Source organism: Olsenella sp. kh2p3, assembly GCA_900119625.1.
Classification (GTDB): domain Bacteria; phylum Actinomycetota; class Coriobacteriia; order Coriobacteriales; family Atopobiaceae; genus Tractidigestivibacter.
Window position 1 is genome coordinate 13,184 of sequence record FPKD01000008.1, and the last position, 13,694, is coordinate 26,877.

The 13,694-nt window shown below is 64.3% G+C and carries 14 protein-coding genes; 1 reads left to right on the forward strand and 13 read right to left on the reverse strand.

The genetic code is table 11. From position 1 onward, the window contains the following. From upp to relB, 12 genes are all read right to left on the reverse strand, one after another. Positions 1-645, reverse strand: coding sequence for a uracil phosphoribosyltransferase (upp, locus tag BT122_RS08600; protein WP_072355530.1), 645 nt, complete (start codon positions 643-645; stop codon positions 1-3). A 118-nt stretch (positions 646-763) separates the two neighbouring features. Beyond that, positions 764-2,017 (reverse strand): serine hydroxymethyltransferase, encoded by a 1,254-nt coding sequence (glyA, locus tag BT122_RS08605; RefSeq protein ID WP_072355531.1) that lies wholly within the window; start codon positions 2,015-2,017, stop codon positions 764-766. Positions 2,018-2,084: 67 nt separating this feature from the next. Further along, entirely contained in the window at positions 2,085-2,558 is a 474-nt protein-coding gene (gene rpiB, locus BT122_RS08610) for a ribose 5-phosphate isomerase B (RefSeq protein ID WP_072355532.1), read from the reverse strand. Positions 2,559-2,733: 175 nt separating this feature from the next. Next, a complete protein-coding gene (locus BT122_RS08615) occupies positions 2,734-3,369 on the reverse strand; it encodes an L-threonylcarbamoyladenylate synthase (RefSeq protein ID WP_072355533.1) in 636 nt (211 codons plus the stop codon). Positions 3,370-3,476: 107 nt separating this feature from the next. Then, positions 3,477-4,607, reverse strand: coding sequence for a N5-glutamine methyltransferase family protein (locus BT122_RS08620; protein ID WP_286130350.1), 1,131 nt, complete (start codon positions 4,605-4,607; stop codon positions 3,477-3,479). 448 nt (positions 4,608-5,055) lie between these two features. Beyond that, the gene (gene prfA / locus BT122_RS08625) at positions 5,056-6,123 is read right to left on the reverse strand and encodes a peptide chain release factor 1 (protein ID WP_072355534.1); all 1,068 of its coding nucleotides are present in this window, start codon (positions 6,121-6,123) and stop codon (positions 5,056-5,058) included. 161 nt (positions 6,124-6,284) lie between these two features. Next, complete coding sequence (locus BT122_RS08630) at positions 6,285-8,174, reverse strand: ABC transporter permease (protein ID WP_143190025.1); 1,890 nt, start codon at positions 8,172-8,174, stop codon at positions 6,285-6,287. Further along, a complete protein-coding gene (locus tag BT122_RS08635) occupies positions 8,161-9,051 on the reverse strand; it encodes an ABC transporter ATP-binding protein (RefSeq protein ID WP_072355536.1) in 891 nt (296 codons plus the stop codon). Before BT122_RS08635 ends, BT122_RS08630 begins: the two co-directional genes overlap by 14 nt. Next, entirely contained in the window at positions 9,051-9,410 is a 360-nt protein-coding gene (locus BT122_RS08640) for a GntR family transcriptional regulator (RefSeq protein WP_072355537.1), read from the reverse strand. Before BT122_RS08640 ends, BT122_RS08635 begins: the two co-directional genes overlap by 1 nt. Positions 9,411-9,599: 189 nt before the next feature. Beyond that, a complete protein-coding gene (locus tag BT122_RS08645; RefSeq protein WP_072355538.1) occupies positions 9,600-11,018 on the reverse strand; it encodes an NAD(P)/FAD-dependent oxidoreductase in 1,419 nt (472 codons plus the stop codon). A 209-nt stretch (positions 11,019-11,227) separates the two neighbouring features. Continuing rightward, entirely contained in the window at positions 11,228-11,515 is a 288-nt protein-coding gene (locus BT122_RS08650; protein WP_072355539.1) for a type II toxin-antitoxin system RelE family toxin, read from the reverse strand. Next, complete coding sequence (gene relB / locus BT122_RS08655; protein ID WP_286130351.1) at positions 11,512-11,733, reverse strand: type II toxin-antitoxin system RelB family antitoxin; 222 nt, start codon at positions 11,731-11,733, stop codon at positions 11,512-11,514. The genes BT122_RS08650 and relB overlap by 4 nt, the downstream gene beginning before the upstream one ends. Positions 11,734-11,949: 216 nt before the next feature. On the opposite strand from relB, the gene BT122_RS08660 reads away from it, so the two are divergent. Next, positions 11,950-12,813 (forward strand): trigger factor, encoded by an 864-nt coding sequence (locus BT122_RS08660; RefSeq protein WP_072355541.1) that lies wholly within the window; start codon positions 11,950-11,952, stop codon positions 12,811-12,813. 85 nt (positions 12,814-12,898) lie between these two features. Here the strand turns inward: BT122_RS08660 and rpmE are convergent, their stop codons facing one another. Further along, positions 12,899-13,336 carry a 50S ribosomal protein L31 gene (gene rpmE, locus BT122_RS08665; protein WP_072355542.1) on the reverse strand — a complete coding sequence of 146 codons (438 nt, stop codon included), beginning with the start codon at positions 13,334-13,336 and terminating at the stop codon, positions 12,899-12,901. Positions 13,337-13,694 lie beyond the last annotated feature (358 nt).

Consider the following 13,694-nt stretch of genomic DNA (forward strand, 5'->3'; position numbering starts at 1 on the left):
CTACTTGGTGCCGTAGATGCGGTCGCCAGCGTCACCCAGACCGGGCAGGATGTAGGCGCTCTCGTTGAGGCATCTATCGACAGAGCACGTGAAGAGGCGTACGTCGGGGTCGTAGTCCAGAACGGCCTTCACGCCTTCCGGGCATGAGACGATGGTGAGGCAGCGGATGTCCTTCACGCCGGCCTCGCGAAGGAACTGGATTGCCGCCGTGAGCGAGCCGCCCGTGGCAAGCATGGGGTCGACGACGAGGCAGGTGCGGTTCTCGACGTCGGGCGGGAACTTGCAGTAGTACTGATGCGGGACGTGGGTCTCGGGATCGCGGTACATGCCAACGTGGCCCACGCGCGCGGAGGGAACGAGAGTGAGGATGCCGTCGACCATTCCCAGGCCAGCGCGCAGGATGGGGATGATGGCGACCTTCTTGCCGGCAATGCGCTTGCAGGTGGTCTTCTCAAGCGGGGTCTCCACCTCGACGTCCTCGAGCGGGAAGTCGCGCATGGCCTCATAGCCCTCGAAGATCGCGAGCTCCGTCACGAGCTCGCGGAACTGCTTGGTTCCGGTCCCCTTGTCCCTCAGGATGCTCAGCTTGTGCTGGACCAGGGGGTGGTCGACAACCGTGAGCCTGCTCTCGTCGTAATCTGCCATGTGTGTCCCTTCTCGTAATGAGACAAGGGGACTGCCCCCTTGTCTCATGGTCTTCCCCGAAAGACCTTAACACTTAGGAACGAGACAAAGGGACTGCCCCTTTGTCTCGTTCGCCCCGCTAGAGCTCTGGATAGAGGGGGTGGGCCTGCAGGAGCTCCTTGACCTCGCCGGCAACGCGCTCCTGAATGGTGTCGTCCCCCAGGTTGGTCACGACGTCGCCGATGAGCTCGCCGATGCGCTCGCACTCCGCCTCGCCAAAGCCGCGGGTGGTTGCCGCCGCAGAGCCCACGCGGATGCCGCTCGTGACGAAGGGCGAGCGCTGCTCGCCGGGAATGGTGTTCTTGTTGACGGTGATGCCCACGGCGTCGAGCGCGGTCTCGGCATCGCGGCCAGTCACGTCACCGGCGGGCGTGAGGTCAACGAGGAGCAGGTGGTTGTCGGTGCCGCCGGTCACGAGCCTCAGGCCGCGGGACTCCATGCCGCGACCGAGCGCCTTGGCGTTGGCGAGAATGGCATCGGTGTAGGCGGCGAACTCGGGCTGCAGCGCCTCGCCAAAGGCGACGGCCTTGCCGGCGATGACATGCTCGAGCGGTCCGCCCTGCGTGCCCGGGAAGACCGACGAGTTGATCTTCTTGGAGATGGCGGGGTCGTTGCAGAGGATGATGCCGCCACGCGGGCCGCGCAGGGTCTTGTGCGTGGTGGAGGTCACGACGTCTGCGTAGGGCACGGGCGAGGGGTGGCGGCCGGTGGCCACGAGGCCGGCGATGTGGGCCATGTCCACCATGAGCGCCGCGCCGTTGTCGTGTGCGATCTGCGCGAAGCGCTCGAAGTCGATGGTGCGCGGGTAGGCAGAGGCGCCGGCGATGATGAGCTTGGGCTGGTACTTCTCGGCCTTTGCCGCCACGTCGTCGAAGTCGATGCGCTCGGTCTCGGGGTCCAGGCCATAGGAGACCACGTTGAAGAGCTTGCCCGAGAAGTTCGCGGGCGAGCCGTGGGTGAGGTGGCCGCCGTTGTCGAGGGCCATGCCCATGATGGTGTCTCCCGGCTTGGCGAAGACCGCCTCGGCGGCGTAGTTTGCCTGGGCGCCCGAGTGAGGCTGGACGTTTGCGAAGCCAGCGCCAAAGAGCTTCTTCACGCGGTCGCGCGCGAGGTTCTCGACCTCGTCGACCGCCCAGCAGCCGCCGTAGTAGCGGTGGCCCGGAAGGCCCTCTGCGTACTTGTTGGTGAGCGGGGACCCAACGGCCTCCATCACAGAGAGCGAGACGAAGTTCTCGGAGGCGATGAGCTCGATGGAGTTGCGCTCTCGCGTGAGCTCGTCGCCGATGGCGGAGGCAAGCTCGGGGTCGGTGGCGCTCAGGTGCTCGAGGTACATGGCATTCTCCTTCTTGGGCCGGATGGTCCGCGACAACGATGGCTGGCAGATGGTTACTACATGCGTGCTACAGGCCGAACTCCTCGGGGACGCCGGTGAACGCCGGATCGTCCTCGCGCATGATCTTCTCGACGCGGGCGGCATGACGTCCGCCGGCGAACTCGGTGGTGAGGAAGGTGTCGACGATCTGCTCGTTTGTCTCGAGCGAGACGAAGCGGCCCGAGAGGCCTATGACGTTGGCATTGTTGTGCTCGCGAGCAAGCTGGGCGAACTGGACCGTCTGGACCGGCGTGGCGCGGATGCCGGGGACCTTGTCGGCCGTCATCGAGATGCCAAGACCGGTGCCGCAGATGACAACGCCGCGCTCGGCCTTTCCGGAGGCGACATAGCGGCCGACCTTGTCGCCAAAGTCCGGGTAGTCGCAGCGCTCGCCCGATCTTGGGCCAAGGTCGATGACGTCGTAGCCCTCCTCGCGGAGGTGCCGCACGATGGGCCCCTTCTGATCGAAGCCAGCGTGGTCAGAGGCAATGGCAACGCGCATGGAGGCTCCTCTCTGCTCTGCGTGGACGCCCGCGCGGGACACCCTGTCTAGAGGATAGCGCGAGGGGACGCGCTGCGCGGCAACCATTCGTCCATGCGAAACACGCCTTTGCGAAACGTTGCGAAAACGGCCACTTCTTTGGCTGCCGGAGAGAGGGATTTAGCGCCGAGAAGGCCTAGACCTCCGCAACGCGCATGACGTCCTTCTCGGCAATCGCGCCCTCGCGAAGGACGCGGGGGACGGACCCCGTGCAGTCCACGATGGTGGACGCCACCGCGATGGGCGCAGGGCCGCCGTCAAGGGTGAGGTCTACGGCGTCGACTATCTGGGGCTCGATCGAGGCGCCGGAGGTTGCCGACGGCTCGCCGTGCGTGTTTGCGCTGGTCTGGGCAAGGGGTCCCACGCGGCGGGCCAGCTCGCGCACAAGCTGGGAGTTGGGGCAGCGGAGCGCAACGGTGCCGGTTGGCGCAAGGTACTCCGCAGGAAGGGCATCCGTGGCGGTGACCACCAGGGTGAGCGCGCCCGGCCAGTAGGCATGGGCGAGGGCGAAGGCCCAGGAGGGAATGGTTGCCGCGAAGCGCAGAAGGTCCTCGGGGTCTGCCACGAACAAGGGGAGCGTCTGGGTGGCGGGACGGTTCTTGATGGCAAATATGCGCTGGTGGGCAGGGTTGCCTGTCGTCGCCGCGCACACGAGGCCGTAGACGGAATCCGTGGGCGAGACAATCACGCCACCGTTCTTGAGGATCTCGGCCGCGGCGTCAAGCGCCTCCGCCGAGGGGTTGTCCTGGCTTGCCTGCATCACACGACCCATGGTTTCTCCTCCTGTTTGACGTGGCTTGCGCCGGAATGACCGGCGCGCGGCAGGCCACCGCGATGTCTGGGCGGGCGTCGGCTTTACCCCCCCCGCAGGTCGACATCCTACCCCTCGCGCATGGCGACAAGGACGCGAGGACGGTGCGTGAGGTCTTCTCGCACCTCGGCGCTAGCCCAGCCGCCCTGGGCGCGCACAAGCTCGGCAGCGGTTCCCACGTTGTCCTCGAAGAGCTCACAGCAGAGCATGCCGCCTGGCGCCAGCGCCTGCGGCGCCAGCTCGAGGATGCGCCGGAAGACGTCCAGGCCGTCCTCGCCACCGTCGAGCGCAAGACCCGGCTCGTAGCCGATGACCTCCTGCGGAAGCGTGGGCACCACGGCAGAGGGGATGTACGGCGGGTTCGAGACCAGCACCGAGAAGGTGCCCATGAGGTCCGGGTCCACAGCGGAGGCCAGATCGCTCTCGACCACGGTGACCGCATTCTCGAGACCCAGGGCATCGCGGTTGCGCGTTGCAAGCGCCACGGCCTGGGACGAGAGGTCCGTTGCCACCACGCGGGTACCGGGGCGCTCGCTCGCGATGGAGAGCGCGATGCAGCCGGTACCGGTGCCAATCTCCAGCACGCGGCAACCGGGTTCCACCAGCACTGGGGGTTCTGCGGGTTCTGCCGGCTCGGCGGATTCTGCCGGGTCGGCGGGTTCGGCCGGGTCGGTGGGTTCTGCCGGGTCGGTGGGTTCTGCCGGCTCGGCGTCCGACTCGGCGGAGGCACTTTTCTCGAAAGATGCGCCGCCCGAAGGCGAGGCGCCCTTGACATCCTCGCCCACGGCCTTGTTCTTGGTCGACTCGGGGACCTCCCCAAGAATTGCCGGGAAGGTTACCGGGGCAGCATCCACCCCCTCGAGAGCGGCATCGACGAGGACCTCAGTCTCGGGACGCGGGATAAGCACGCCGCGCTCGCAGTGCAGCACGATGTGGCGGAAGGGCATCTCGCCGGTCACGTACTGCAGGGGCTCTCCGCGGCCCCGTCGAACCACGGCATCGTGCATGGCATCGAGCTCGGCCGGGGTGAGCGGCTTGTCGAAGTTCATGTAGATCTGAACGCGAGAGAGCCCTGTGACGTCGCTTATCAGCCACTCCGCAGAGAGACGCGGGTGCTCGTCGCCCTTGCGCTCGAGGTACCCGCGCGTCCACTCAAGCATGCGCTTGACGGTCCAGGTCTCCTGTCCAGTTTGGGACACTCTTCCTCCCTGATCGCGTGTTAAGTCCCCGAATCATAGCGCAACGAAGGAAAAGGGCCAGACGGGGACCCCTCTTGCCGCCTACGGAGGATGCGCGTGCACAGAATTTGCGGTTGCCGGTCCATTTTTGGCGAATCGCCGAGTACGATAGCTCTAACTTTTTGCGGAACCGCAGGTAGGGAAATGGCACTAGCGGGGTGATACTAGGCGAAACCCTGAAAAACGACCGGCAACCGCAAATTTTGGGCAGAGCAGCAGGACGCAACAATGTTATCCGCTCAGGTTCCCACCGGCTGCTGTCCGCGAAGGCACACGACCAAAGACAGGGTCTTGCTGGCCGTGCTGGGCATGCGCCCCACACACAAAGCGCGCCAGCAGACTCGGTCCAGCTGGCACGCAAGTTGATGCTCTTTGATACGAAACTTCAGAGGGAGTGGGAGCCTCCGCCTTACACCGCCTGCGCGAGCTTCTCGGCGCGGTCAGCCGCAGCAAGGGCATCAATCACGGTGCCTAGCTGGTCACCGAGAAGCACGCCGTTGTACGTGGAGTTGAAGCCAATGCGGTGGTCCGTGACGCGGTCCTGCGGCTGGTTGTACGTGCGGATCTTCTCGGAGCGGTTGCCGTGGCCGATCTGCGAGAGGCGCTCGGCACCCTGCTCTGCCTGCTGCTTCTCGAGCTCGGCCTCGTAGAGGCGGGCGCGCAGCATCTGCATGCAGACCTCGCGGTTCTGGATCTGGGAGCGCTGCTCCTGCGACTGCACCACCGTGTTGGTGGGGATGTGCGTGATGCGCACGGCCGAGTACGTCGTGTTGACGCCCTGGCCGCCGGGGCCGGAGGAGCAGTACGTGTCGATGCGCAGGTCCTCGGGCTTAATCTCGATGTCGATCTCGTCAGCCTCGGGCAGCACCGCGACGGTGGCCGTGGAGGTCTGGATGCGGCCTTGACTCTCGGTCTTGGGCACGCGCTGGACGCGGTGGACGCCACTCTCGTACTTCATGACGGAGTAGACCTTCTCGCCCGTAACCTTGAACTCGATGGTCTTGAAGCCGCCTGCCTCGCCGGGGCTGGCGTCGAGAACCTCAGTCTTCCAACCGCGAGACTGAGCAAAGCGCTGGTACATGTTAAAGAGGTCGCCGGCAAAGATGGCCGCCTCGTCACCGCCCACGCCCGCGCGAATCTCGACGATGGTGTCCTTCTCGTCATTGGGGTCACCGGGGATGAGCATGTACTTGACGTCTTCCTCGAGGGCGGGAAGCTTGGACTCGTTCTCGGAGATGTCCGCCTGGAGCATCTCCTTCTCCTCGGCGTCGGACGCCTCGTGGAGCATCTCCTTTGCGGCCTCGATGTCATCGAGGGCCTGGAGGTACTCGCGGGCCTTGGCCACGAGGGCAGCCTGGTCGGCGTGTTCCTTTGCGATGCGCGCGTACTCCTTGGGGTCGGAGACGACGGCCGGGTCGACCATCTTCTGCTCCAGCTCCTCGTACGCGGCAATGATCTTCTCGAGCTTGTCGCGCATGGCAGTTCTCCTTGCAGGTGGGCCGCGGCGCACGGCGGACGTGCGGTGACGCGGCATGATTAGTCAGCATTGCAAAGTCTACCACCGCAGGGGTGTTTCGATTCAGGCGGGCTCTCCCCACACGCGCGGCGCACATGAGACAAAGGGGCAGTCCCTTTGTCTCATCGCTCGACGAACTCGTAGCCGTAGCGGGAGCGCAGCCAGGCAACGGTATGGGGCGTAGCGCCCTCGCTGAGGTAGATGGTCGTATCCGCAGAGTCCTCGTCGGGCGTCGTTGAGGAGAGGCTCACACTCGCAAGGTACGGGGTATCCACCGTTGCCCCCAAAGAGTTGCTCGTGGTTGTCGAATACTGATACGTGCCGGCGGAGTCATACAAGCTGGTCGTCAGCTGATACAACGGCATCGCGCATGCCGCACCATGCTCGTCAATGTCCTGGTTGAGCGCATTGCGGAGGGCAGCGTAGTCCGCAGGCAAGATCTCCTCGCTGCGCCAGGGAGCGTCCTCCTGGGAATCTGGCGCGTATTCCTCATAGGCAATCGTCACAGACGACAGGTCTGCGTCGAGAAGGACCGCGTCAACCTGGGAGCGGAGCGCCTCCTCGGTTGCAGGGTCGCGGGCGAAATCCATGAGTGCCTGAGCAGCCTTACTGCCAGCGCTTGGCTCGCCGTCACTGTTGAGGGGAATGGCGTACTGGCGAGAAATACTGGTACCGTCCTTCATCTGGTACGAAATCATCTCTGAGTAGATGTTTGATGGCACTGGCTCGTCGCCGGAGCAGGGGGAGCCCATCAGTGTGCTGTGCAGCTGGGTCACGCGCTCCACGCCCTTCTCGTCTTCGAAGGGTACGGAGACGCAGGAGACGGCTGCGCGTTGGACGTCTACGGGGTTGGGCACGTAGGCCGCAGCATCCGCAGCGAGGCCCACACAGACAATGCTCGCCACAAGCGCGACACCTGTTGTTGCCACAAGCGCCGGGACGCGTTTGCGCAGGGCCTTGACGCCGTGGCCCATGATGGCCTCGACAATCGCAAAGGTCAGCGCCGAGAAGACCACCGGCAAGACACATGCCAGCTGGGGAGAGACGCCATAGAGCATCGCGGCCATCTGTGCAGGGATTTCATGGCGGTTCGAGAGCAACGTCGCCAGCACAAGGTCCGTGGCAGCAAACCCAACAAGGGCGCTGACAAACGCGTTCACCACGGTTCGCACGGCGGGGCTCACGTAGGCGTCTCCGGCCCGCTCGAGGTTGCGGCGGGAAAAGGCCAGCATCGCCAGCGCCGTGCAAGCAAGGCCTACGATTGCATAGATGACAAGGACTTGCGTCAGGGCAGCTTCAAGATTGGAAACGGGGAAGGGAAAGGTAGTCGCCCAGGAGGAGACGAGCTGCACAAGGCGTATGAGCGGGCTTGCCCAATCGAGCGCCTCGACAGACGCAAACGACACCGACGGTGCTACGAGACTGTAGAGGGCCTCCGCAAACTGTCGCGCAGCAAACGCGTAGAAGTTGACGAGCAGATAGCACAGCAGGGCAAAGACGGTCCTCCCGACCAGCTGCACGCACAGGGCAGAGATGCCGCCGAAGGCCACAACGAGCAGGGCGTGCCCCGCCATCCAGGGAAGAATCGCTGCCGCGTCCTGTCCAAACCCGAGAACCGCGGCAAAGACAAAGCCGGAGATGCCCACGGCAATCAGAAGCGGAACCACGCCCGCCAGGATAAGCGCCAGGAAGATGGTCCCCCTCCGAAGCGGGAGCAGGCCGTAGAGCTGTATTGCCTTGCGATCGTAGATCCACGAGAATGCGCCGCTGACCGCAACAAACGAGACGGCCGCAGAAAGCACCACGACAGCCATGCCAGATTGTGCAAGCTCATGCGCGGGGTCTGCGGGCGGGGTTGGCCCGGCGATTCTCAGCGCCAGCGGGACAAGCCAGAAGAGCCAGACGATAAGGTAGCCCACCCCCAGGTACGCGTACCGCTGGCAGGTGTCGAGAAAGAGCCCGAACGCCGGCAAGGGAGCGCGGCGCCCCTCCTGCATCTCACATGATGCCATCGTCATCGCCTCCAAGCTCGCAGATGAACCTCTCCTCAAGCGAGAGCGGCAGGACCTCGAGGTAGGACGGGTGCAGAGCGGCGAGCGCCTCTCGCACCTCGCCCGCACTCCCGCGCACGAGCAGCGTGAGCACACGACCCTCATTGGATTGCCGGATAACGTTGAGGCCAACGGGCGGGACCATGCCCTCGGGCAGGACCACCTGCACCTTTGCGACGCCATCCGAGGGCTGGGAGAGGTCGACCTCCTCGCGCATTGTGCCCTTGGCCATGATGCCCAGGTGGTCGCAAACGCCCTCGAGCTCGCGCAGGTTGTGGCTGGTCACGAGCACCGTGAGGCCGCGCTCGGCTACCTCTTCGAGCACCAGGCGCCACATGCGCCTTCTGGCGAGAGGGTCGATGCCGTCCATGGGCTCGTCGAGCAACAGGACGTCCGCGCGAATGGAGAGCGCAAGCCAGATGGCCGCCTGCGCCCGCATGCCGCGGCTGAGCTTGCGGAGCGGCTTTGTGTGATCAACCTCGAAGTGCTTCTCCAGCCCTAAGTAGCGCGAAAGGTCAAAGGTGGGAATCATCACGCGGTAGAAGCCCGCCATGCCGTCTGCGCTCTCCGAGCCAATGAAGTAGGGCTCGCTGGGGACGCAGGCGATGCGCACCTTGACACCGGGATTCTCGAAGACCTTCTCGCCCAAGACAAGGACGTCGCCCGAGGTAGGGCGCATGACGCCGCTCAGGTGCGAGACGAGCGTTGACTTGCCGCAGCCGTTGGGCCCAACGAGCCCGTAGACTGCGCCTGCGGGGACGGTGAGACTCACCCCGTCGAGCGCGGGCGTACCGTCGAAGACCTTCCGCAGGTTTCTTACCTCAATGGCCGATGCCATCACCCCTCGCCTCCCCCAACTCTTTGCCCAAGCTCCTCGGACGTCACGCCCAGGGACTCGAGCTCTTGGACAAGCTGGTCGAACTGCTCCAGAAGCTCGCGCCGGCGCGCCTCCGCGGCGCCCGACACGTCTGCGACGAAGCTCCCCTTGCCCCGCACCGAGGAGATGCAGCCCTCCTGCTCAAGCTCGCGGTAGGCGCGCTGGATGGTGTTGGGATTCACGGCAAGGCGAGACGAGAGCTCGCGAACAGAGGGGAGTTGCTCTCCCGGTGCGAGCACGCCCGCGAGGATCTGCTGGCGGTACGCGTCGCGCACCTGCTCGTAGATGGGGCGCGGGTCCTGGTAGCTGATATGGATCACGGCACCTCCCGTCCCTCGATGGACAGACGGACGGCAGCACGGGCGAGGTGCTCGGACGCTTGCATCCGTCCTAACTGTACTAGTTAGTTTAATACAGTTTGGGATGAGAAAAACATCGCCGCGCAGCGCACCGGCAGGCGGTGGCTACGCAGCGGCGAATGAGACAAGGGGAAACTCCCTTTGCCTCACCTACTTGTCCCTGTCGGCGAGGTTCTCGCCCATGAGCAGACCCATCACGGAGGCCATCATGAGGCCGCGGGTCCAGCCGGAGGAGTCGCCCAGGCAGTGGAGGTGCTGGACGTTAGTATCGAAGTTCTCGTCCATCTGGACTCGGTTGCTGTAGAACTTGACCTCCGGCGCGTAGAGCAGCGTCTCGTACGAGGCAAAGCCCGGCACGACCTTGTCGACGGCCTTGATGAACTCAATGATCTCGACCATGGGGCGCATGGGCATGGCTGCGGTGATGTCGCCGGCCTCGGCGTCGGGGAGCGTGGGCACCACGTTGGACTGGGCGAGCTCCTTGGGCCAGGTGCGCTTGCCGTCGAGAATGTCACCAAAGCGCTGCACCAGGATGTGGCCCGCGCCCAGCATGTTGATGAGCTCGCTCACGCGCTGCGCGTAGGCGATGGGCTGGTTGAAGGGGTGCTTGAAGTTAAGCGTGCAGAGCACCGCCACGTTGGTGTTGGGGCTCTTGCGGTCCTTGTACGAGTGGCCGTTCACCACTGCCAGGCCACCGTCGTAGTTCTCCTGGCTCACAAAGCCGCCGGGGTTCTGGCAGAAGGTGCGCACCTTGTTCTTATACGGATTGGGATAACCGATGAGCTTTGACTCGTAGAGCACGTCGTTCACGCGCTCCATGACCTCGTTGCGCACCTCCACGCGCACACCCACGTCAACCGGTCCCGCCACGTGCCCAATGCCATGCTCCTCGCACATGGAGTCGAACCAGCTGGCGCCACGACGGCCGGTGGCGACGATCGTCTCGCCGGCCTCGACGCGCGTCTCGCCGTCACGGTTGCGCACCACAAGGCCACGGCACACGCCATCCTCGATCACGACCTCCTCGCACTCGGTCTCGAAGAGGATGTTCACGCCGGCGTCAAGCAAGTGCTTCTCGATGCGCGCGTAGAGCTCCTGGGCCTTCTCGGTGCCAAGGTGGCGGATGGGGCAGTCCACGAGCTTGAGGCCCGCGCTAATGGCGCGGCGGCGAATCTCCGCAACCTCGTCGGCGTGGCCGAGGCCCTCGACGTGCGGGTCGGCGCCAAAGTCGAGATACATCTGGTCGACGCGGTCGATGGTGTCCTGCGCAAACTGATGGCCGATGAGCTCGGGCAGGTCGCCGCCCACCTCGCGCGAGAGCGAGAGCTTGCCGTCCGAGAAGGCGCCGGCGCCCGAGAAGCCCGTGGTGATGCGGCACGGCTGGCAGTGGATGCAGTGGCCCACCTTGGCCTTGGGGCAACTGCGCTTCTCGACAGGCAGCCCCTTCTCGACGATGGTGATGGAGCGCGTGTCCCCCTTGCCGAGAAGGCCCAGCGCAGTGAAGATGCCAGCCGGACCAGCGCCGACAATCGCGACGTCTGTGTGGATGGTTGTGGTTGTGTCCGCCATGTTCCCCTTGTTCCTCTCCGCAAGGGGCCCGTACCGTGGGCGCATCCCTTGCGTGCTCATTTTGCCCCAATTGGGGGAAGAAGTCTTCGCTGCGGGGCCACCCTGACAAACCTCGGCTTTGTCCGGCAACTCCGCCCCTATAAAAGTCAAGCTTCGCATCAATCGGCCATCCACCGAGAAGCCCTAGTGCCTAGTAAATGGTTGGCGCGCTATAGTTCCTTAGGCAGGTTCTTGTATACACCCTGCCTGTGCCCCACCCGAACAACCTCAATGAGCAGCTTCCCCTCGTTGATTGTCGCCAGAATCCTGTAGCTACCAACCCTGTATCTCCAGCCATTCTTCGTTCCCTGGAGCGCCTTGGATCCAGGAATTGCTTTGGGGTTCTCGCAACCTGCAAGGTTGTCCTCGACCCATTTGAGAATCATTAACCGCTGTTTTTTCTCGATGGAAAGCAGCTCCTTTGCAGCGGAACGCGACCACTCGACCTCGTAGCTCATTCGGCTTCCATAGCCATGCGCTTGACTTCATCCATCGAGTAGCGCATGCCATCATCTACGGACAGAGCGTCCTCATACGCCTGGCAGTCAGCAGCGTCTTCGACCATTTCAAGAGCAGCCTCGCGCACCACATCAGAGAACGTCCTGCCGACAAAGTCGGCATACGCCTGAATCCAGGACTTCTCCTCCGGCTCGAAGCGGATTGTTGTTGCTTCCATTGCCATAGTCGCTCTCCTCCAATCGTATTTCGCTGTAATACGATTATACCCAGCCGTACTCCGCTAAACGTAAGCTTTAGCTGAGGCGAATGAGCCGATCGTATCAACTAGGGAATTGGTACCGAGGGACGTCCTCTTGTAGAGACGTTAGAAAGATGGGCATACTGGCCAGAAGTCAGCCGCGCGCACGAGTCAGTCGCGCAGTCAGGAGGATTCATGACCATCCAGAAGCCCGAGCCGCTTGTCATTGGGAACAGGGCGTTCTACACCCTTACCTCGTATGGGCCGGTAGACGTTGAGGTGCGCGTTGTTCGCACGACAGACGAAGAAGTCGAGCTTGCAGTCCAGACGCTGGTGCGCGAGGCGGGCGGCACCGAGAAGGACCTTGCCAATCCCGCGTGGGTTGCAAGCCACTTTGACGGCCTCGAGAACGAGCAGCGCCTACGCGAGCAGACCCGCGCATACCTCAGCTCCCTGAGCGAGGACTCCGCCGAGGAGCAGAAGGCCAACGCATGTCTCGACGCACTTGCCGAGCGCCTGTGCCAGTCGGTACCGGCCGCGCAGGTCTCGCAGGTGAAAGACGCGCTGTTCCAGGACATTGCGCAGCAGATTGCGACGACCGGTCAGCCGGTGGAGGCGGTTCTCGCACAGATGGGCATGCGGCCAGACCAGCTTGACGCGATGCTCCAGAACGAGGCCGTGAAGGAGGCCGAGCACGAAGCGGCGCTCGACGCGTACGCAAGCGAGAAGAAGATCAAGGTCGACGAGACCGAACTGCCTCACCTGCTGCAGCTCTCCCCCACCGACGCGCAGGCGCTCATCTCCCGCGCGAAGGCGGCCGGGCAGATGGACCAGCTTCTCGACGCCGCCCGCCGCACCAAGGCACTTGGGGCCGTGGTGTCCGAGTGCAGCTGCACCTACGTGCAGGAGACCGAGGCAGAAGCCAAGAAGCGCCTGGGCGAGGTCGCGGCGGTCATGCAGCACCGAGAGGAGCTGGCGCGCAAGGCGGCCAACGCGGCCGAGAAGGACAGCCCTACTGGCAGCGGCGCAAACGGCGACTCCGGGCTCAAGCTCGTGTAGCGCGCGTCCAGCACCGACAGCGGTAACGCAACGGGGAGGCCGACCGATGTCGACCTCCCCGTTTTTGTTGCGCTATGAGCGAGTGCTACTCAGCTGCGGGAGCCTCGGCAGCGGCCTCAGCGGCCTCGGGCTCTGCAGGAGCCTCGGCGGCCTTGGCGGCAGCCTTGGCAGCCTCTGCCTCGGCCTTCTTGGCGTACTCAGCGGCACGCTTGGCCTTCTCGGCAGCCTTGGCCTCCTTGGCGGCCTTGCGGGCAGCCTCGAGCTCCGCGGCCTTCGCGGCCTTGGCAGCCTTGGCGGCCTTCTCGGCATCAAGCCTGGCCTGCGCGGCGCCACCGAACTTGTTGGCAAAGCGCTGGACGCGACCGCCGGTGTCGACGAGCTTCTGCTGGCCGGTGTAGAACGGGTGGCACTTGTCGCAGAGGTCGATGACGAGCTCGGGCTTGGTGGAACGCGTCTTGAACGTGTTCCCGCAGGTGCAGCGGACGGTGCACTCCACGTAGTTAGGATGAATTCCTTGCTTCATTGCAGGACTCCTTTTGTCGGTCCTGGTTTCCGACCAGGACAGGGGTGGTGATGTCTTGGCGCGGATAGCTCCGTCCAAGACGGTCAAGCTCTCGGAGTATAGCAAATCGCGCGTCGACGGTGTGTGGAGAATCGCTGACCACGGGCGGAGCGCGGCCGCGGCGTTGGGTTTCTCGGCGCGCGGGCTCCGGTACCCGTCGCGGCACCGGGGTCTCGCCTACGGACCCCAGCGCCTGCCACGGCGTTGGACTTCTCGCCTTCCCATGCGCGGAGAATAGCCCCTTTTCTTAATCTTGCCCGACGTTTGCCCAGGTAGCGCTTATCGCCATTAAGAAAAGGAGCTAAACTCCGCGACGAGG

Excerpts from the sequence above, each read along its gene's own strand:
- BT122_RS08615 (WP_072355533.1), bottom strand. The coding sequence starts at position 3,369 with ATGGGTCGTGTGATGCAGGCAAGCCAGGACAACCCCTCGGCGGAGGCG.
- BT122_RS08630 (WP_143190025.1), bottom strand. The coding sequence starts at position 8,174 with ATGGCATCATGTGAGATGCAGGAGGGGCGCCGCGCTCCCTTGCCGGCG.
- BT122_RS08645 (WP_072355538.1), bottom strand. The coding sequence starts at position 11,018 with ATGGCGGACACAACCACAACCATCCACACAGACGTCGCGATTGTCGGC.
- BT122_RS08635 (WP_072355536.1), bottom strand. The coding sequence starts at position 9,051 with ATGGCATCGGCCATTGAGGTAAGAAACCTGCGGAAGGTCTTCGACGGT.
- glyA (WP_072355531.1), bottom strand. The coding sequence starts at position 2,017 with ATGTACCTCGAGCACCTGAGCGCCACCGACCCCGAGCTTGCCTCCGCC.
- rpmE (WP_072355542.1), bottom strand. The coding sequence starts at position 13,336 with ATGAAGCAAGGAATTCATCCTAACTACGTGGAGTGCACCGTCCGCTGC.
- prfA (WP_072355534.1), bottom strand. The coding sequence starts at position 6,123 with ATGCGCGACAAGCTCGAGAAGATCATTGCCGCGTACGAGGAGCTGGAG.
- upp (WP_072355530.1), bottom strand. The coding sequence starts at position 645 with ATGGCAGATTACGACGAGAGCAGGCTCACGGTTGTCGACCACCCCCTG.
- rpiB (WP_072355532.1), bottom strand. The coding sequence starts at position 2,558 with ATGCGCGTTGCCATTGCCTCTGACCACGCTGGCTTCGATCAGAAGGGG.
- BT122_RS08660 (WP_072355541.1), top strand. The coding sequence starts at position 11,950 with ATGACCATCCAGAAGCCCGAGCCGCTTGTCATTGGGAACAGGGCGTTC.
- BT122_RS08650 (WP_072355539.1), bottom strand. The coding sequence starts at position 11,515 with ATGAGCTACGAGGTCGAGTGGTCGCGTTCCGCTGCAAAGGAGCTGCTT.
- relB (WP_286130351.1), bottom strand. The coding sequence starts at position 11,733 with ATGGAAGCAACAACAATCCGCTTCGAGCCGGAGGAGAAGTCCTGGATT.